This window comes from Pseudoalteromonas sp. BSi20311 (genome assembly GCF_000239875.1).
In the GTDB taxonomy this organism is placed as follows: Bacteria; Pseudomonadota; Gammaproteobacteria; order Enterobacterales; family Alteromonadaceae; genus Pseudoalteromonas.
Window position 1 is genome coordinate 17461 of the sequence record NZ_BADU01000158.1, and the last position, 18265, is coordinate 35725.

Genomic DNA, 18265 nt, shown 5'->3' on the forward strand with positions numbered 1-18265 from the left:
AATGAATTTTAATGAGATTATAGCGCTTGATAAAGCGGATAAGCTGGCTCACAAGCGTGACGAATTTGATTTACCCGCAGACACTATTTATCTCGATGGTAATTCATTAGGTGCTTTGCCTAAAGCAGTAAAGTCGCGCGTAGCAGAGGTGGTAAGCCAGCAATGGGGTAGTCACCTAATTAGAAGTTGGAATGATCACCAATGGATTGATTTACCTACTCAGGTAGGGGAGAAAATAGCGCCTATTATTGGTGCCGACAAAGGCCAAGTTATTTGTTGTGATTCTATTTCGGTTAATTTATTTAAACTATTAAGTAGTGCGCTATCGTTAAACTCTGAGCGTAACGTGGTGTTATCTACCGAGGATAACTTTCCTACTGACTTATACATGGTACAAGGGTTAAGTGAATTATTAGGCCCCGATTTATGTCAGCTAAAACTCGTCTCAGAGCAAAATATTGAACAAAGCCTAAATGATTCAGTGGCAGTATTACTGTTAACACAAGTGAACTTTAGGACCGGTAAATTGTTGGATATGCACAAAATCACCCAGCTAGCTCATGAAAAAGGCGTTTTGGTGATATGGGATTTAGCCCATAGTGCAGGTGCTATACCGGTTGAACTTGATGACTGTAATGCTGACTTTGCTGTTGGTTGTGGCTATAAATACTTAAATGGCGGCCCTGGTTCGCCTGCGTTTTTATATGTAGCAAAACGCCACCAAGCTGCTGTAAAACAACCCTTATCAGGCTGGATGGGTCATGCCAAACCATTTGCTTTTGATGCAAAATATCAACGTGCTAACAATATAAATCAGTATTTATGTGGCACACCCAGTGTGATTGCTATGAGTGCTTTAGATGCTGCGCTTGATGTATGGCAAGATGTAGATATTTCAAAAATAAGAGAAAAGTCGATTGCACTTGCCGACGTATTTATTAAATTAGTACAAACACATTCATGCTTACGTGATTTGCATTTATGTTCTACTGAGAATTCGAGCCAAAGAGGCAGCCAATTAGCGTTTTCACATACCGACGCATTTGCTATATGCCAAGCGTTAATTGAAAAAGGGGTGATTGCAGATTTTCGTGCGCCTAATATTTTACGCTTTGGTTTTACACCTCTTTACACCTCGTTTGAAGATATTTACCAAGCAGTAACTATTTTAGCTGAGGTGGTTAAAACCCAGCTATATACCCAGCCACGTTTTAATTTAGCGGGTAAAGTGACATAGTGTTAAAAAGTCATTATTGGTCATGTTGCTAAGCAATAATGACTTTTTTAGAGCGATTGTTAGAGGGCATTTATAGTGCGACTAAACTGCGCTCTAACATGGTTTGAATTTGTTTTACTATTTTAGCTTCGGTTTCGGGTTCAAACTGGGCTATTCGCGGGGTATGAATATGTCCAGTCGGAATATCTGAATTTAGTTGATTACGCAGGCGAATACTGCGGTACGAAATTTCGTTAGACAGATATCCACCGCCACCGCCTCGCACTGCAACAGCATCTTTTAATTCGTCAAAACTGTTAGGCTCAAAGTCTTTTTTTAGGGTAATAACATGGTGGTTATCATTAATAGGAAAAGGGCCTTTTGCCTTTAGCATAGCGCTAACAGGTAAGCTAAATTCTACAAATTCAGTACCGGGTAATGGGCGGTCGTTTAAGCTTGGAATGAGCGGCGCTGTTTTGGTACCGCCATACACTATATTGGCGTTGTCGGGCGCTGTTACACTGCGGCGCTTACCCGGAAAGCGTTCAAGATCAAAGTCTTTACTACCCATGCTAACGGTAACTACCATATCTACATTATTAAGAGCGTAATAAGGGGCAAGTAAGGATTCTATAATACCTTGATCAAAGTCTTCATAACGCACTGGCACCATCACGGTGTTTATTTCAGCACTAATACCTTTATAATTAATTACTTGGCCATCAAGAAGCAGTGCTGCAACACCCGATGGGTTGCTTTGGTTTATATTTCTATCAAGTAAAAACGGGTCAAATCCAGTTAATAATATTTTTTTAGAGGTGTTTTGTGAGTAGCTAAGATCGGTGCGACCCCGGCTGCCATTCTCTAAAAGTGTTAATAACACTGTTTGCTGCGCGGCGCTCAGCGAAAATGCAGGCTTTGTGGTGCGAATAATTTTGCTTGATTGTAAGCGAGCCCAGTAAAGTGCGCGATCATCTAAGTTTTGCGTTTTAGCGATGCGTTTTTTTGCACTAAACCACAATCGTTTTGAGTAGTCATTAACGGCATCTACGGCTTGTGCATAGCTTGAGAGTGACTTGAATTGCTGCTCAAATTGATTAACTTCACCAGTAAATGCGTTGAGCACATTAGGCATACTTAGGCTGGCTTTTTCAATTCGCAATTCTTCTGGGGTTAGCGGTGTGTTTAAATTAGCTAACGCATTAGAAGAAGAAAAGATTAAGCTTGCGGCAATCAGTGTTTTTATCATGATGGTCCTAAACTGAGTCGTATTTGTTGCTACTATCCTATGCCTAATAAGTGGGTGCAAATAAAATCGTTGGTTGGTTTTATGTTGCAAGTAGTATAAAACCGGCGTTAAATCAAAAACTACGGGTATTTTATTAAAAAGAGTCGAAACTCTGTGGTGGGTTTAGCTACAATGGTGGCTGTGTATTTTTTAGTTTTTTAATTTTAGGCAACTATGCAACTTATTCAAATAGATAAAGCTCGTTATCGTAAACATTTAAACCGCGTTATAGTCGGTTGTGCCGCAAGCTTAGCGATTGGTAGTTTAGCTATTTCACAAACGCTTATTGCATTATTTCCCGATGAAAGTGGTAGTCATTTTCATTGGAACTTATTAGGCGTTATTGTTACTAGTATTGGTATTGGCTGGTTGTTAAATAAATACCGTACACATCCTTTTATGACCGAGGTGGTGTATGTATGGGAGCTTAAACAAGCGCTTAATAAAATTACCCGCAAGATGGCAAAGCTAAAAGCGGCGGGACGTGAAGGTAATCCTGATGCGCTATTGGCGATTCACTATAGTTATGCAGGTTCACGCTTGTTATGGCAGCTTGACGATAACACCATCACCATGGATGATTTAGCGATTAAACAAGCCGAGTTAGATAGTGTGGCGGCTAAATATAATTTAACTCTTAATGCCGATGACTACGATGACGCAATTTTAAAGCAGTTTTAATTTATAGGAATCACAATGAGCATAATTCTCTATGGTGTCCCGCTTTCTCCCTATGTACGTAAAGTACGTGTATGTTTAGCGCATAAACAACTCGACTATAAACTCGAAATAGTCTCGCCGTTTAATCAGCCTGACTGGTTTTTAGAACTGAACCCACTAGGGCGAATTCCGGCGCTAAAAGACGACGAGTTAAGTTTGGCGGATTCTAGCGTTATCTGCCAATATCTTGATGAAAAACACCCTAATTCAGCGTCTTTACTCGGTGATACTATAGAGCAACGTTCAGCCGTTCGCTGGTTAGAAAAATACGCAGATTACGAGCTGGCTCCTTTTGCAACATTTACGGTGTTTCAGCAACGTATTATTGCCCCCACAATGCAAAAGCAAACCGATGAAGCCTTAGTGCAAAGTGCATTAAATGAAAAACTACCGCCTTTATTTGATTATTTAGAAGGTTATTTAGGTAGTAACGAGTTTTTTGTTGGCGAGAGCTTAACCCTTGCCGACATTGCAGTGAGCTGCCAGTTAATGAATATGGAGCATGGCGGTGAGCAACTTGATGAGTCGCGCTGGCCAAAGCTTGCTGCTTTGCATAGTCGGGTAAAACAGGGCACCGCTATGCAGAGCATGCTTGAGGGCGAACAAAAAATATTAGCCTCATTAAAATAACGTTTATTACTGATTTTTTGCAAAAGCTTAGGAGCTATAAGTGAAAAAAGTACTGATAGTGTGTTTGGGAAATATATGTCGATCACCGACGGCTGAGGCAGTATTAAAAGCGCGTGCTAAAAAGTTAGGCATTGATCTGCTAGTGGACTCGGCTGGGACTATTGGGCACCACGAAGGTAACCCGCCAGATAGACGCTCTATGCAAGCTGGCGAAAAACGTGGTTATAGTTTTAAAGGTATTTTTTCGCGCAAGGTGCGCAGTAGTGATTTTAGCGAGTTTGATTTAATTTTAGCAGCCGATACACAAAACCTGACGGATCTAACCGCACGCTGCCCTGAACATTTGCAGTATAAGCTTGCGTTGTTTTTAGAGTATGGCGAGCAAACACAAAGTGCTATTCCGGACCCTTATTATGGTGGCGATGACGGCTTTGAAAAGGTACTTGATTTAATTGAAGCCGCCAGCGATAACATTTTAGCTAAGTTAAAATAGCTATAGTGATAAATTAGAAGGCGCTTGAAGCGCCTTTGGTATGTTATTAACGGTTTACTTTAAAATCGAGCTGTACTTTGGAGGTTGCTGCAACCGCTTTTCCATGTTCAAACTTAGGTGCATAACGCCATTGCGCTAATGCTTCTACTGCCGATTTTTCAAAAGCAAGGCCGCCTTCTGAACTAAGTACGCGTGGGTTTTTTACAAAGCCAGACTCATTTACTTCAAACTCCATAACTACGCTGCCATCCTTACTAAATCGCGCCTTGTTTTTAGGGTATTTAGGGTTAACGCGGTATAGCGGCGTTTGCTCTTGGCTTTCTTTCCACGGCACCATTTTAGCTATCGCGATACAGTGCTTCGTGGCTTCATCACTTTTGCCTTGTTTTTCATACAAGCCAATCAGTCTTGAGTGTGCGGTTAGCTCGGCGTTGTGATCGTAACTTAAGCTTTCATCAAATACCTTTACTACGCGATTAAGCCGTTCAATTGCTTGGTCGTATCTTTTTCGACCTTCCGCAAATGACGCAATTAAAAAGTCAGCTTTTATTTGTTCAACCGAGTTTTTAGGTAAGTTAGCTTGATAATACTCATCGGCTTCTTCTAAGTAGTTTTTAGCTTCACGGTATTTTTCGTAGCTGAATTTATTGGCTAATATGGTTGCCGCTTCTAATTTCATATCGGCCAAAAATTTAGGTTTATTTTCTGTGTTTGCTATTGCAATGACTTGCTCTAAATAATAGTCCGCTTTTTGAGCTGAGGGCGCAAAATTAGCCATGCCAACTAAAGCATCAACGGTTTCTAATGATTGTTTACCATGGTTGTTAACTGAAATAGTGTAGGCTTGTTGGTAAAGTGAAAAACGCTTTTCAATCCACTGTTTACCGTATCGATTAATTGATTTTGCATAGTTAATCGCTAAGTTTGCGGTGTTATCAGCATTTTCACCGTAAACAGCTTTACCTAATGTGTAAGCCTGCTCCGCGGCTTGTTGCACATTTTCTTTGGTTTTAACCGCATTTAAGTAATTTTGATACGCGTCGTTGAAAACGGCTTGAGCGTTATTTGCTTGTTCGGCAAATGGCGTGGTGCTTAATACAGATAAACCTAAGCCCATCAGTAATGCAAGTTTATTTAGTTTCATAATGATCCCTATTATTTGTCGATAACAAATTAGCAAATCCTTATGTATATGTCATCACTTTAGGTAAATCAAGGTAAACGCTCGCTAGTAATATATTTGCGGTTAAAGATTGAAAATAGTCGCTACCGTCGCCATATATTTGCCATAAACAGTCTTGTACTACGGTGTATTTAACCTATTTTGTGATATTATCACTTTATCGTGTCGTAGTTTTTTAATATTTGGATTGGTCGTGGCGCAAGTAAGAGCAAGAGTCCAGCTTAATGTTGGCAAAAATAGTGATATTCCTGCAGAAATTATTTCCTTTAGTGGCTTAAAAGATGGCCAAGAGCATGTTGCGTTAGTGTTTAAAAACGCCGATACCGAGCAAGGTGTTCCGCTTATTCGTATGCATTCTGAATGTTTAACTGGCGATGTATTTCACTCGTCACGTTGTGACTGTGGTGAGCAGTTAAACGAGTGTATTGAAATGATGCACGAACAAGGTGGTATTTTACTTTATTTGCGCCAAGAAGGGCGTGGTATTGGTTTATACAATAAAATTGATGCGTATGTACTGCAATCACAAGGTATGAATACTTATGAGGCTAATAACCATTTAGGTTTTGCTGATGACTTACGCGACTTTTCGGATGCAGTATTAATGCTCAATGCGCTTAATTTAAAGCACGTTAAGTTAATGACCAATAACCCTAAAAAGCTCAACGCATTAAAAGATGCAGGTATAGAGGTCGACTCTGTTGTGGGCACTCATGCACACATCAAAGCAGGACTTGCCGGTAACAAGGCGTATTTAGAGACAAAGATTAAGCATGGCTCTCACATGCTAGATATTAAGAAAATTAAAAAACCTTAGGGTCTGTTGACCTTTCAAGGTTGAATTTGCAGCAGTCTGTTTGGTATTTAGCCAAGGCAGCGCCTATGTGGTGTGGTTATTCCCCATAAATAGGCGATAACGCAGCATCAATGCCAAACAGGCGCTGCCCAAAGGGTTCTGCCTAGGGGCGATTTACTCTTTGTTGCCTACATGGATGTAGGTAAGGGGCGTGAGCAGGACGCGGAAGCTTTGCTCGGTTTTTACTTAGCCCACTAGGTTACAAACCTCGCGCCGCGATTAAATCGCCCCTAGTTTGAACAAATTTTAATCCGTAAAGGGCAACAGACCCTAATATTAACGGCATTTATCGCCACCACCTATGTAATACCAGCCAACGCCGAGTTATACTCGGCGTGTTTTGTTTTAATTAAGAGCAAGTATGTCTACACAATTACGAATTTTTAAAGCGGATGCAGCATTAAAGTGGCTTAAAGCAGGTTGGTTAATTTTTAAAACTCAGCCATTAACCTTTATTTTTATGCATTTGTTTATTGGCATTGTTGGCTTGTTGTCGTTATTTTTGCCGGTATTACAAATAGCTGCAGCATTAGCTACACCATTTTTAACCGCCGGTTTTTATCAAGCCGTGCTTACCAAGCAGCAAGGCGGAAAAATTATGTTAGCTGATATTTTGAAGCCCTTTTCAGCCAAAGGAAATCGCTTAGGCTTATTTCGCTTAGCGCTGTATCAAATGGGGGCGGGAATTTTAATTGCCTTGCTCGCCAATGGATTATTTGCTGATGCAATGGCGGTTATGACACAGCCAGACTTAGACCCAAATACCGCTGTTAGCCAAATGCTTGAGAGCATCTCGTTTGCTAACGTGGCATTGTTTTTAATTGCGCTCTCAATTTACTTTACTTCGTTTGCCTATGCAGTACCGCTGGTTTACTTTAATAAAGAGCAACGTATTTTAAATGCCTTAAAAAGTTCGTTTATGGTGTTTTATTATAATATTTTACCATTGAGTGTTTATGGTATTATTTGCGCATTATTAATTGTGGTGTCGATGTTCTTATCGCTACTACCGCTGTTGATTTTAATGCCAATTTGCTACATTAGTTTCTTTGTTTCTTATCAGGCTATTTTTATGCCCGTTGTGCCACCAAGTGATGACAGTAACATTAAGCCTTTAAGTAGCGAGCAAAGCGGACGCTTTGACGCTTAATGGATGATACGTTAAAACAAAAGTTAAAAAACTATGTGCTTTGGTTACTAGGAAGGCAAGAGTATTCGCGCCGAGAGTTAACGCAAAAGTTACAGCAAAGAGAAGCAACCGACGAGTTCATAGAAAACCTGCTTGATTGGTGCGAAAAGCACAATTTTATTAACGAGCAGCGTTACTGTGAAGGGTTTGTAAGAAAGCACATATTTAAATGCCATGGCTTAAAGCGAATTCAAAGTGAGGCCATGAGTAAAGGGATTGATAGAGCACTGCTTGAAACAGTGGTTGAAGAGCTGGAAATAGATTGGTTTGAGCTCGCGCAGGAAGCGTACAACAAAAAATATTCAACGACACCGGCAAACCTCGAGTACAAAGAAAAAGCTAAGCGCGTGCGCTACTTAATGTATCGAGGATTTAGCTATGATCAAATAAATTTTGCAATGCAAGCACAGTAAATACAGGTGAGACTTTCACATGCAGCACATGACTACCGCACAAATTAGGCAACAGTTTTTAGACTTTTTTGCCAGCAAGCAACACCAAGTTGTTCCTTCTAGTTCGCTTATACCGGGTAACGATGCCACGTTGTTATTTAATAATGCCGGTATGGTGCAATTTAAAGATGTATTTTTAGGCGCTGAAAGCCGCCCTTACACACGTGCAACCAGTTCGCAGCGTTGTGTGCGTGCCGGTGGTAAACATAACGATTTAGAAAACGTAGGTTACACAGCACGTCACCATACCTTTTTTGAAATGCTAGGTAATTTCAGCTTTGGTGATTACTTTAAGCAAGATGCAATTAAATTTGCGTGGGAGTTTTTAACTGAAGTTGTAAAACTACCAAAAGAAAAGCTTTTAGTAACCATTTACCATGATGACGAAGAGGCCTTTGGCTACTGGGCTAACGATATCGGTTTACCTGAAGATCGTATTATTCGTATTGCAACGAGCGATAACTTTTGGTCTATGGGTGATACGGGTCCTTGTGGTCCATGTTCTGAAATATTTTATGATCACGGCGAGCATATTTGGGGCGGTCCTCCGGGAACTCCTGAAGAAGATGGCGACCGTTTCATTGAAATTTGGAACTTAGTATTTATGCAATACAACCGTCAAAGCGACGGGACTATGGAGCCACTTCCTAAGCAATCTGTTGATACAGGTATGGGCCTTGAGCGTATTTCAGCTATTTTACAAGGTGTGCATTCAAACTACGAAATCGATTTATTCCAAGGCTTAATTGCCGCAGCTGCAAGCGTTACCAATGCACAAGATATGGATGATAAGTCGCTTCGTGTGGTGGCGGATCATATTCGTTCGTGTGCGTTTTTAATTTCAGACGGGGTTATGCCATCAAACGAAGGCCGTGGTTATGTGTTACGTCGTATTATTCGTCGTGCAGTACGCCATGGTAATAAATTGGGTGCTAAAGGCGCGTTCTTCTACAAGTTAGTAGCAGCGCTTATTGAGCAAATGGGTCAGGCCTATCCAGAGCTTGCTAAGCAACAAGAAATTATTGAAAAAGTACTGCGTATCGAAGAAGAGCAGTTTGGTAAAACGCTCGAACGTGGTTTAGCTATTTTAGAAGAAAGCTTAAGTGATTTAACCGGGGATGTGATCCCAGGTGACTTAGTATTTAAGCTTTACGATACCTATGGTTTCCCTGCTGATTTAACGGCTGATGTAGCGCGTGAACGCCAGATGACGATAGACCATCAAGGTTTTGAAGCATGCATGGCAGTACAACGTAAAACAGCACAGCAAGCGGGCAAATTTGGTGCAGATTATAATGAGCAATTAAAATCAGACAAACACACTGATTTTAAAGGCTACGATAGCACCCATTACAGTGGCACAGTGGTAGAAATTTTTGCCGCTGGCGAAGCGGTATCATTACTTGAAGATGGTCAACACGGTATTATTGTTTTAGACCGTACTCCGTTTTATGCAGAATCAGGCGGCCAAATTGGTGATAGCGGAACAATCACTGTAGCCGGCGGTGAGTTTGTGGTGACTAATACCACTAAATTGGGCAACGCATTTGCTCACCATGGTTCGGTACAAGGGCGCATTGGTGTTAACGATAAAGTTGATGCGACTATCGACGATGCACGTCGTGACAGCATTAAGAAAAACCACACCGCTACGCATATTTTACATGAAGCACTGCGTCAGCTTTTAGGTGAGCACGTATCGCAAAAAGGCTCACTTGTGCAGCCAGATCGCCTGCGTTTTGACTTCTCACATTTTGAAGCGGTGACCAAACAAGAGCTGCGCGAAATTGAGCGCGTAGTGAATGACGAAATTCGTCGTAACTTTGCTCTTAACACTGAGCTAATGGCAATTGATGATGCTAAAGCAAAAGGTGCAATGGCACTGTTTGGCGAAAAGTACGATGACGAAGTACGCGTTGTGACTATTGGTGATTACTCAATCGAGCTTTGTGGTGGTACACACGTTGAGCGTGCGGGTGACATTGGTTTATTCAAAATTGTATCTGAAAGCGGTATTGCTGCTGGTGTTCGTCGAATTGAAGCGGTAACAGGTGCAGAGGCAATCGCTTATGTAAGCGAGCAAGAGCAGCAATTAGCTGATGTTGCAGCGCTTGTAAAAGGTGACAATGCGTCAGTGCTTGAAAAAGTAACTGCCTTGCTTGAAAAGTCGAAAGGGCTTGAAAAACAAGTCGCCCAACTTAACGACAAACTAGCCAGTGCGGCAGGTGCATCGTTACTTGATTCAGTTGTTGAAATTAACGGGGTTAAGTTGTTAGTGGCCAACGTTGAGGGCACAGAATCAAAAGCGCTTCGCGGTATGGTTGATGACCTTAAAAATAAAATTGGCTCAGGTGTTATTGCATTGGGTGTTGCCAGCGGCGACAAAGTAAGCCTAATTGCGGGTGTAACTAAAGACTTAACTGGCAAAGTAAAAGCCGGTGAGTTAGTTAATCACATGGCAGGCCAAGTCGGTGGTAAAGGCGGCGGTCGTCCAGATATGGCGCAAGCGGGTGGTTCTGAGCCACAAAATTTAACGGCAGCACTTGATAGCGTAACAGCTTGGTTAACTGAGCGTACTTAAGCTTAAGTGGCACTTATAGTTCAAAAATTTGGCGGCACTTCGGTAGGCTCAATAGAGCGTATTGAAGCGGTCGCCGACCTTGTTGTTAAAACTAAGCAACAAGGCCACCAAGTGGTCGTGGTGCTTTCGGCAATGTCGGGAGAAACCAATCGCTTAATTAATCTTGCCAAACAAATCGACTCTCGCCCGAGTAGTCGTGAACTCGATGTATTACTTAGTACCGGTGAACAAGTCTCTATTGCTTTATTAGCGATGGCCATTATTAAACGCGGCCATTCTGCGGTAAGTTTATTAGCCGATCAGGTTAATATATTAACCGATAACATGTTCGGTAAAGCGCGGGTGGAAGAGGTCGCGGCTACGCGTTTAAGGCATGAGCTTGAACACAACCGCATTGCTATTATTGCCGGATTTCAGGGGCGCGATATTGAGGGTAACGTGACCACGCTTGGGCGTGGTGGCACCGATACCTCTGCGGTTGAAATTGCTGGTGCAATAAAAGCCGATGAGTGTCAGATCTATACCGATGTTGATGGCGTATATACTACAGACCCGCGTGTGGAACCTAACGCACGACGTTTAAGTCATGTTACCTTTGCTGAAATGCTTGAACTGGCAAGTTTAGGCGCTAAAGTGTTGCATATTCGCTCTGTAGAATCTGCTGGTAAACACAATGTTCCTTTACGGGTGTTATCTAGCTTTAAACCCGACGAAGGCACGTTAATTAGTTTTGAGGAGAGCGACGTGACAAGCAATGTCGTATCGGGTATTGCATTTAATCGAGATGAGTGCTTAATTAAGGTGCATGGAATGCCACAAGGCACCAAACATCTTGCAAAAGTTTTGAAACTTTTTGCTGATAATGGCATCGAAATAGATATGATTAATCAAATTAATCATAAAGTTGAAAAAGTCGACTATGCTTTTACTGTGCATTTAAATGATTACTTAAACGCACTTGATTTGTTAACGGCTGAGCAACAGCAATTTGACGCACAGGCAATTGACGGATTGACCAATGTGGCGAAAGTTTCAGCGGTGGGTATGGGGATGAAATCTCATTCTGGGGTAGCGAGTTTATTTTTTGATTCGTTGGCAGAAGAAAACATTGATGTGATGTTTGTTGCCACCTCAGAGATCAAAATTTCAGTTTTAATAGATGAAAAATACCTAGAGCTGGCTGTTCGTGCATTACATAAGACATTTTTAACAGAAAATGAATAGATTGAGAGTTTTTACTTACTTTTTAGTCTAATTTTAATTAAAATGTTTGTGCGGAATCTTATAATTTTATTGGAACATGGGAGCAAGAGAATGCTAATACTAACTCGTAGAGTAGGCGAGACCCTTATGATTGGTGACGAAGTAACCGTTACTGTTCTAGGTGTTAAAGGAAATCAAGTTCGTATCGGTGTTAACGCACCTAAAGACGTATCAGTTCATCGTGAAGAAATTTACATGCGCATACAAGCTGAAAAGTCTAACCCTAATCCGGGCAATGCTTAATCAACATAGTATAAAATGTGCTAGTTAATATAACTATGACATTTGTAAAAGCCACTCATTGAGTGGCTTTTTTGTTTATAAAATCAATCGTTTCTTCGTCGAGTATTGCCTTAGAAATGTATTGCATACCGCTTTTACTTTTTAACAATAGTCCACAATCGGTGGTAATAATTTCGTTAATGTCGTGCCAAGCTAACTGGTAATTTTTGTAATGATTGGTTGATTTTATTCCGTCTTCGTCGAAGGTGAGAGTGACTTCAGAACCAGACGCTCTGCTTAGCATTTGCCTGGTAACCCACCATGGGCGGCGATAGTAAAAGGCGATGCATTCGAGTAGGGCTAGCATCAGCAAAAATGTACCTAGGTAATGATCTCCTAAACCATAAATACCAAATAATCCCAATACAACAAGCAGTGCTAATAAAAAATATTTAGGTTGCGCGCGTTTACTATAAGGCAGCGATTGGTCGAAGCATTCATAAAAGTAAGGTTTATCGAGTTTATAGGTTGTCGTAAATACCATGTGTTTACACTTAAAAGCTATTTTTTACTATTTTAGCCTAATGCGCAGCTTAAAAGGGGAAATGACTAAAAACTATTTATATTTTAGGCATAAAAAAACGACCCGTAGGTCGTTTTTTAGCTAAATAAATAACATTAGCAATTTGTTTCTTCGGCATTAACGCCTTCTTTTACTTCTTCACAGGTGTCTTCTACTTTGTTTTGCACATCTGTTACTGCTTCGTCAATGCGTTCACCCGCTTCTTCTGCATGATTGTCTTCACAACCCATAATAAATGCACTTGCGAATAGACCAATAGCAGCTGCTTTAAGTGTTGATGATTTCATAATGTAATTCCTTGTATATATAAGTTTAAAAGAGAGTGTAGTGTTTTATCTACCTGGGGCTTTTACCACGTAAGGCGCCAGAGACTAGTGAAATAACCAATAAAACTAAAAAGATAAAAAATATGATCTAAGCAATTCCAGCTGCGGCTCCTGCAATACCGCCAAATCCTAAAACGGCTGCAATTAGTGCGATCACCAAAAATGTAATTGTCCAGCGTAACATTGTCATCTCCTTGATTTATCTAAGTGTTAGTTTTATATAAGCGAGTAATGTGCCAGTGTTTTATTTTGTTTTAAATCAATGGTTTGTTTTGTTTTTACGTGGTTGGCTTTATATTGAGTTGGTAATTTTTACGATTTTATCGGTAACTTATTCACAGTTGTATACGGTGAGATAATAAGTAGTTAGTGCAGCTCTTTTTTTGGTAAGACCAATTAACATTTGTTTTAAGGGTTTTAAATGGGTTGGCATGATGGGTTTGCTTTTTATGTGTTTTTACAAAGTATTAGGGGTTTTATATATTCTTTGTTTATAACGAACATTTTTATCATCTATATATATAGGTCAAATAAGCTATTTTAGGTGGTGTTAACCTTATTGGTGATATGTTACTTTTAGATTAATTGGTTTTACCAATTTACAACATGTAGACAAAAGAATAGTTTTTGTTACTATTGGTGAATAATTATTTAAATAAACTGACTTTTTATGTGGTTCGGTTTGAACAGGGGGAGAATTATGGATATAGGGGCTTTGCTCACAACTGCGGGCAATTTAATGCTAACAGGTATGGTGGGCGTGTTTGTATTTCTTTCTTTATTGATTGGTGCAGTGACACTCATGTCTAAGCTGGCTAGCAAGTTTTCTCAGCCAGAACTCGCAACATCACATAGAACACCATCTTTTAAATCGCAAGGTGTGCCAAATGAGCACATCGCTGCAATTAGTGCTGCCATTGCTCAGTACAAAACAAATAATAATTAGAGGAGCATACCAATGGCTAAATTAAAAATAACAGAACTTGTACTTCGTGACGCACATCAGTCGCTTTTAGCTACCCGCATGCGATTAGACGACATGTTACCTATTGCAAAAAAAATTGATGACGCAGGTTATTGGTCTATTGAATCTTGGGGTGGGGCTACCTTTGACTCATGTATTCGTTATTTAGGTGAAGATCCGTGGGAGCGTATCCGTGCGCTTAAAAAAGCGATGCCAAATACGCCACAGCAAATGCTACTTCGCGGGCAAAACCTATTAGGGTATCGCCATTATGCAGATGATGTGGTTGAGAAGTTTGTCGAGCGTGCGCACAAAAATGGCGTAGATGTATTTCGTATTTTTGATGCCATGAATGATGTGCGTAACTTAGAAACCGCTATTAAAGCGGCGGTTAAAGTAGGGGCGCATGCGCAAGGTACTATTTCGTACACAGTAAGCCCAGTACATACATTAGATATGTGGTTAACGCTTGCAAAGCAGCTAGAAGAATTAGGTTGTCATTCAATTTGTATTAAAGATATGGCGGGTCTGCTTAAGCCATATGATGCAGAAGAACTCATTAAAGCGTTAAAAGAAACGGTTTCAATACCTATTGCTATGCAATGTCATGCAACAACAGGGTTGAGTACAGCTACTTATCAAAAAGCCATTGATGCTGGCATTGATATGCTCGACACCGCTGTATCATCTATGAGTATGACCTATGGTCATTCAGCAACCGAAACAATTGCTGCAATCGTGGAGGGAACAGAGCGTGATACTGGGCTTGATTTAAACCATCTAGAAGAAATTGCCGCTTACTTTAGAGACGTACGTAAAAAGTACGCTGCGTTTGAAGGCAGTTTAAAAGGTGTTGATGGCCGCATTTTATTAGCACAAGTGCCAGGTGGCATGCTAACCAACATGGAAAATCAGCTTAAAGAACAAGGCGCTGCTGATAAACTAAATGAAGTACTACTTGAAATTCCTCGAGTACGTGAAGATTTAGGTTTTATTCCACTGGTAACACCTACTTCACAAATTGTTGGCACTCAAGCGGTATTAAATGTGCTCACTGGTGAGCGTTATAAAACTATCACCAAAGAAACTGCTGGCGTATTAAAAGGTGAGTATGGTTCAACACCTGCACCAATGAATAAAGAGCTACAAGAGCGTGTACTTGATGGCAGTGAGGCAATCACCTGTCGTCCAGCCGATATTATTAAACCTGAACTTGAAACGCTCGAAGCTGAATTAAGCAAGCTTGCTCAGGAGCAAGGGCTAACTTTAGCTGATGAGCAAATTGATGATGTGCTTACCTATGCGTTATTCCCACAGATTGGGTTGAAGTTTATTAAAAACCGTAATAACCCTGATGCATTTGAGCCTGTTCCTAGCGCTGATGATAGCGCCAATAAAGCACCTGAAAAATCAGCGGCAAACAATAAAGGCGTTAAGGCAGAGCAGTACAGCGTTAAAGTAGACGGTAAAGTATACGATGTCGTGGTTGCTCAAGGTGGTGAGCTTAAAGAGGTTACGTTAAAAGACTCTGAGCATATTCCACAGTCGGCATCGGTTGCCTCGGGTGAAACATTGAATGCCCCACTGGCTGGTAATATTTTTAAGATTAAAGTAAAGCCAGGTCAGGTAGTCAATGAAGGTGATGTGGTGATTATTATGGAAGCCATGAAAATGGAAACCGAAGTACGTGCCATGCATACCGGTACAATTGCTGAGTTGCTTGTTTCTGAAGGTGATTCAGTATCAACCGGTGATGCAATGATTGCACTAGCTTAAGGAGTGAACAGAGGATGGATGGTATTTTAAACCTCTGGCATGCCACAGGCATTGCTAACTTTACATTTCCTGGGCTAATCATGATTGCCGTTGGCTGTTTGCTGTTATTTTTAGCAATTGCCAAAAACTTTGAGCCGTTATTGCTACTGCCCATTGGTTTTGGAGCCATTTTAACCAATATTCCGGTGGCTGGTTTATCAGATCCTGGTGGCTTACTTTACTATGTTTATTATGTTGGTATTGATACCGGTATTTTTCCGTTATTAATATTTATGGGAGTGGGGGCATTAACTGATTTTAGTGCCCTAATTGCCAACCCTCGTATGTTGCTACTAGGTGCTGCGGCGCAGTTTGGTATTTTTGCGACGTTATTTGGCGCTATTTTACTTAACTTTATTCCTGGGTTTGAATTTAGCTTACAAGATGCTTCTGCAATTGCGATTATTGGTGGTGCAGATGGACCAACCGCTATCTTTTTAGCGTCAAAATTGGCACCTGACTTATTAGGAGCTATAGCCGTAGCTGCCTACTCATACATGGCGCTGGTGCCTATTATTCAGCCTCCAATTATGCGTGCGTTTACCACGCCTGAGGAACGTAAAATTCAAATGCCAGAGCTGCGTAAAGTATCTAAAAAGGAAAAAATTATTTTTCCGCTGATGGTGCTTACTTTAACTGCCATATTCTTACCTGCGGCAATTCCACTGGTTGGTATGTTCTGTTTAGGTAACTTAATGCGTGAGTCGGGTGTAGTTGATAGGCTCAGCAACAGTGCGCAAAACGAAATCATTAATATCACCACTATATTTTTAGGGCTTGCGGTAGGCTCTAAGCTTGCTGCAGAGCAGTTCTTAACAGTGGAAACTATTGGTATTTTAGTACTGGGTGCACTGGCGTTTGCTATTGGTACAGCCTCAGGTGTATTTATGGCAAAAGGCTTAAATAAAATATCAAAAACTCCTATAAATCCATTAATTGGTGCTGCAGGTGTATCCGCTGTGCCAATGGCTGCAAGGGTAGTTAACAAAGTTGGGCTTGAAAATAACCCACATAACTTCTTATTAATGCATGCCATGGGGCCTAATGTTGCAGGGGTGTTAGGTAGTGCCGTTGCAGCAGGTATTTTGCTCGCTCTTGTGGGTTAAATGTAATTTAGACTCAACCTATTAGCGCAGTTTACTGCGCTTTTTTTTGCCTAAAATTTGATGTTTTGACTTAAGCGGTTTCTTGTATAGAGTTTTTTGTTTACAGTAGTCATTCTTCATTTAAATTCTTAAAGGTTACTGGTATGCATCATACTCCATTGGCAAAATATCTCCCGAATGTAAGCAAGCTTGTTTTTGGCTGTATGGGTTTGGGAGGCGCATGGAACAAAGATGCGATCACCAGTGCGCATTTACAACAAACTCATTCATGCATAGATGCCGCCATTGAAGGCGGAATTAATTTTTTTGATCACGCTGATATTTATACCTTAGGCAAAGCCGAGCATGTTTTTGGTCAAGCTCTGGCTGAGCGTCCCGAACTTAGAGAACAAATGTATATTCAGTCTAAGTGCGGTATTCGCTTTGCTGATGATAAACACCCACAGCGCTATGACTTTTCAGCTGATTGGATTGAGCGCTCGGTAGAGGGCTCATTAAAGCGATTAAATACCGATTATTTAGACGTACTTATGTTGCACCGCCCTGATCCTTTAATGGAAGTAGAGGAAGTTGCGCAAGTATTTAGTTGTTTAAAAGAAAGTGGCAAAGTGCGCCATTTTGCAGTGTCTAATATGTCGCAACATCAAATACGCTTTTTGCAACGCGCTTTAGATATGCCGATTGTGGCAAATCAAATAGAAGCGAGTTTACACAAGCATCAATGGGTTGATGAAGGCGTTTATGTGGGAAATGCCGATGGCAAAGATATTAACTTTACCCCAGGCAATATTGAATATTGCCGTGAGCATGAAATTCAGATTCAAAGTTGGGGCAGTTTATGCCAAGGCTTATACTCTGGTGGCGATTTATCAAAGGCTTCGCCTGCAGATATTAATACCAGCATTTTAGTTAGTAAGCTTGCCATACTCTATGGCACAACAGCAGAAGCTATTGTATTAGCATGGCTACTGCGTCACCCAGCATCAATCCAACCAATTATTGGCACGACTAATATAGAGCGTGTAAAAGCATCCTGTGATGCGGTTAATGTTAACTTAAGTCGTGAGCATTGGTATGAGCTATATATCAGCGCGAAAGGCTGCGCTTTACCATAACCTGATGTAGGGTGATGATATGAACATTTTTGTTATTTTAATTAGCCTAGTGATTGCTTTGCTGATCATTATTCCGTTACTGGAAAAATACCAAAGTAAAATGGGGCTTGATAGCGCCACTAAATATAGTAAGTACATTTGGCCACTGGTGATGATCTCTTTGGTTGTGCAGCTTATTTATGTACTCATAAATTAAGTTTGAAACTTAAATATCACACACAAAAAAAGCTCTCGTACCGTCCGTCGTACGACGTTACGTTTAC

At 40.8% G+C, this 18265-nt stretch carries 19 protein-coding genes and 1 pseudogene; 15 read left to right on the forward strand and 5 right to left on the reverse strand.

Annotated elements, in window-relative coordinates; all coding sequences use genetic code 11:
• Position 1 precedes the first annotated feature (1 nt).
• Entirely contained in the window at positions 2 to 1237 is a 1236-nt protein-coding gene (kynU, locus tag P20311_RS16770; RefSeq protein ID WP_008115112.1) for a kynureninase, read from the forward strand.
• A gap of 70 nt (positions 1238 to 1307) precedes the next feature.
• Here kynU and P20311_RS16775 read toward each other — a convergent pair whose 3' ends face one another.
• A complete protein-coding gene (locus tag P20311_RS16775) occupies positions 1308 to 2465 on the reverse strand; it encodes a hypothetical protein (RefSeq protein WP_008115113.1) in 1158 nt (385 codons plus the stop codon).
• Positions 2466 to 2678: 213 nt separating this feature from the next.
• Here P20311_RS16775 and P20311_RS16780 point away from each other — a divergent pair, with 213 nt between their 5' ends.
• Genes P20311_RS16780 through P20311_RS16790 form a run of 3 tightly spaced genes read left to right on the forward strand, consistent with a single transcriptional unit; the run spans position 2679 to position 4347 of the window.
• Positions 2679 to 3185 (forward strand): DUF3087 domain-containing protein, encoded by a 507-nt coding sequence (locus P20311_RS16780; protein WP_008115114.1) that lies wholly within the window; start codon positions 2679 to 2681, stop codon positions 3183 to 3185.
• A 15-nt stretch (positions 3186 to 3200) separates the two neighbouring features.
• On the forward strand, positions 3201 to 3854 hold the full coding sequence (locus P20311_RS16785; RefSeq protein ID WP_008115115.1) for a glutathione S-transferase family protein: 654 nt from the start codon (positions 3201 to 3203) through the stop codon (positions 3852 to 3854).
• A gap of 40 nt (positions 3855 to 3894) precedes the next feature.
• Positions 3895 to 4347 carry a low molecular weight protein-tyrosine-phosphatase gene (locus P20311_RS16790; protein ID WP_008115116.1) on the forward strand — a complete coding sequence of 151 codons (453 nt, stop codon included), beginning with the start codon at positions 3895 to 3897 and terminating at the stop codon, positions 4345 to 4347.
• 46 nt (positions 4348 to 4393) lie between these two features.
• On the opposite strand, the gene P20311_RS16795 is transcribed toward P20311_RS16790, so the two are convergent.
• Positions 4394 to 5491: a TonB family protein gene (locus P20311_RS16795; RefSeq protein ID WP_008115117.1), complete on the reverse strand. Its 1098-nt coding sequence runs from the start codon at positions 5489 to 5491 to the stop codon at positions 4394 to 4396.
• Between the two features lie 232 nt (positions 5492 to 5723).
• Between P20311_RS16795 and ribA the strand changes: the two genes are divergently transcribed.
• From ribA to csrA, 6 genes are all read left to right on the forward strand, one after another.
• The gene (gene ribA / locus P20311_RS16800) at positions 5724 to 6347 is read left to right on the forward strand and encodes a GTP cyclohydrolase II (RefSeq protein ID WP_008115119.1); all 624 of its coding nucleotides are present in this window, start codon (positions 5724 to 5726) and stop codon (positions 6345 to 6347) included.
• Between the two features lie 400 nt (positions 6348 to 6747).
• Positions 6748 to 7536: a BPSS1780 family membrane protein gene (locus P20311_RS16805; protein ID WP_008115121.1), complete on the forward strand. Its 789-nt coding sequence runs from the start codon at positions 6748 to 6750 to the stop codon at positions 7534 to 7536.
• A complete protein-coding gene (locus P20311_RS16810) occupies positions 7536 to 7988 on the forward strand; it encodes a regulatory protein RecX (protein WP_008115122.1) in 453 nt (150 codons plus the stop codon). The genes P20311_RS16805 and P20311_RS16810 overlap by 1 nt, the downstream gene beginning before the upstream one ends.
• A gap of 19 nt (positions 7989 to 8007) precedes the next feature.
• Positions 8008 to 10608 (forward strand): alanine--tRNA ligase, encoded by a 2601-nt coding sequence (gene alaS, locus P20311_RS16815; RefSeq protein ID WP_008115123.1) that lies wholly within the window; start codon positions 8008 to 8010, stop codon positions 10606 to 10608.
• 6 nt (positions 10609 to 10614) lie between these two features.
• A complete protein-coding gene (locus tag P20311_RS16820) occupies positions 10615 to 11832 on the forward strand; it encodes an aspartate kinase (protein WP_008115125.1) in 1218 nt (405 codons plus the stop codon).
• A gap of 90 nt (positions 11833 to 11922) precedes the next feature.
• Positions 11923 to 12114: a carbon storage regulator CsrA gene (csrA, locus tag P20311_RS16825; RefSeq protein WP_004587515.1), complete on the forward strand. Its 192-nt coding sequence runs from the start codon at positions 11923 to 11925 to the stop codon at positions 12112 to 12114.
• A gap of 55 nt (positions 12115 to 12169) precedes the next feature.
• Here the strand turns inward: csrA and P20311_RS16830 are convergent, their stop codons facing one another.
• The 3 genes and pseudogenes from P20311_RS16830 to P20311_RS19500 all read right to left on the reverse strand — a co-directional run.
• Positions 12170 to 12637, reverse strand: coding sequence for a YcxB family protein (locus P20311_RS16830; RefSeq protein ID WP_008115132.1), 468 nt, complete (start codon positions 12635 to 12637; stop codon positions 12170 to 12172).
• A 134-nt stretch (positions 12638 to 12771) separates the two neighbouring features.
• Positions 12772 to 12963: a hypothetical protein gene (locus P20311_RS16835; RefSeq protein WP_008115136.1), complete on the reverse strand. Its 192-nt coding sequence runs from the start codon at positions 12961 to 12963 to the stop codon at positions 12772 to 12774.
• Between the two features lie 130 nt (positions 12964 to 13093).
• Positions 13094 to 13186, reverse strand: a pseudogene (locus P20311_RS19500) (DUF1328 family protein); the annotation flags it as partial.
• Between the two features lie 516 nt (positions 13187 to 13702).
• On the opposite strand from P20311_RS19500, the gene P20311_RS16845 reads away from it, so the two are divergent.
• The 5 genes from P20311_RS16845 (at position 13703) to P20311_RS19155 (ending at position 18198) form a co-directional block, all read left to right on the forward strand.
• On the forward strand, positions 13703 to 13948 hold the full coding sequence (locus P20311_RS16845) for an OadG family protein (RefSeq protein ID WP_008115139.1): 246 nt from the start codon (positions 13703 to 13705) through the stop codon (positions 13946 to 13948).
• Between the two features lie 12 nt (positions 13949 to 13960).
• Complete coding sequence (gene oadA / locus P20311_RS16850; protein WP_008115141.1) at positions 13961 to 15742, forward strand: sodium-extruding oxaloacetate decarboxylase subunit alpha; 1782 nt, start codon at positions 13961 to 13963, stop codon at positions 15740 to 15742.
• Positions 15743 to 15756: 14 nt separating this feature from the next.
• Positions 15757 to 16887, forward strand: coding sequence for a sodium ion-translocating decarboxylase subunit beta (locus P20311_RS16855; RefSeq protein ID WP_008115142.1), 1131 nt, complete (start codon positions 15757 to 15759; stop codon positions 16885 to 16887).
• A 143-nt stretch (positions 16888 to 17030) separates the two neighbouring features.
• On the forward strand, positions 17031 to 18002 hold the full coding sequence (locus P20311_RS16860) for an aldo/keto reductase family oxidoreductase (protein ID WP_008115143.1): 972 nt from the start codon (positions 17031 to 17033) through the stop codon (positions 18000 to 18002).
• Between the two features lie 19 nt (positions 18003 to 18021).
• Positions 18022 to 18198 (forward strand): hypothetical protein, encoded by a 177-nt coding sequence (locus P20311_RS19155; protein WP_008115149.1) that lies wholly within the window; start codon positions 18022 to 18024, stop codon positions 18196 to 18198.
• Positions 18199 to 18265: the final 67 nt, after the last annotated feature.

What these genes read in the sequence shown, in the direction of transcription:
- kynU (WP_008115112.1), top strand. Translation starts at nt 2, where the DNA reads ATGAATTTTAATGAGATTATAGCGCTTGATAAAGCGGATAAGCTGGCT.
- P20311_RS16775 (WP_008115113.1), bottom strand. Translation starts at nt 2,465, where the DNA reads ATGATAAAAACACTGATTGCCGCAAGCTTAATCTTTTCTTCTTCTAAT.
- P20311_RS16780 (WP_008115114.1), top strand. Translation starts at nt 2,679, where the DNA reads ATGCAACTTATTCAAATAGATAAAGCTCGTTATCGTAAACATTTAAAC.
- P20311_RS16785 (WP_008115115.1), top strand. Translation starts at nt 3,201, where the DNA reads ATGAGCATAATTCTCTATGGTGTCCCGCTTTCTCCCTATGTACGTAAA.
- P20311_RS16795 (WP_008115117.1), bottom strand. Translation starts at nt 5,491, where the DNA reads ATGAAACTAAATAAACTTGCATTACTGATGGGCTTAGGTTTATCTGTA.
- P20311_RS16805 (WP_008115121.1), top strand. Translation starts at nt 6,748, where the DNA reads ATGTCTACACAATTACGAATTTTTAAAGCGGATGCAGCATTAAAGTGG.
- P20311_RS16810 (WP_008115122.1), top strand. Translation starts at nt 7,536, where the DNA reads ATGGATGATACGTTAAAACAAAAGTTAAAAAACTATGTGCTTTGGTTA.
- alaS (WP_008115123.1), top strand. Translation starts at nt 8,008, where the DNA reads ATGCAGCACATGACTACCGCACAAATTAGGCAACAGTTTTTAGACTTT.
- csrA (WP_004587515.1), top strand. Translation starts at nt 11,923, where the DNA reads ATGCTAATACTAACTCGTAGAGTAGGCGAGACCCTTATGATTGGTGAC.
- P20311_RS16830 (WP_008115132.1), bottom strand. Translation starts at nt 12,637, where the DNA reads ATGGTATTTACGACAACCTATAAACTCGATAAACCTTACTTTTATGAA.
- P20311_RS16835 (WP_008115136.1), bottom strand. Translation starts at nt 12,963, where the DNA reads ATGAAATCATCAACACTTAAAGCAGCTGCTATTGGTCTATTCGCAAGT.
- P20311_RS16845 (WP_008115139.1), top strand. Translation starts at nt 13,703, where the DNA reads ATGGATATAGGGGCTTTGCTCACAACTGCGGGCAATTTAATGCTAACA.
- oadA (WP_008115141.1), top strand. Translation starts at nt 13,961, where the DNA reads ATGGCTAAATTAAAAATAACAGAACTTGTACTTCGTGACGCACATCAG.
- P20311_RS16855 (WP_008115142.1), top strand. Translation starts at nt 15,757, where the DNA reads ATGGATGGTATTTTAAACCTCTGGCATGCCACAGGCATTGCTAACTTT.
- P20311_RS16860 (WP_008115143.1), top strand. Translation starts at nt 17,031, where the DNA reads ATGCATCATACTCCATTGGCAAAATATCTCCCGAATGTAAGCAAGCTT.
- P20311_RS19155 (WP_008115149.1), top strand. Translation starts at nt 18,022, where the DNA reads ATGAACATTTTTGTTATTTTAATTAGCCTAGTGATTGCTTTGCTGATC.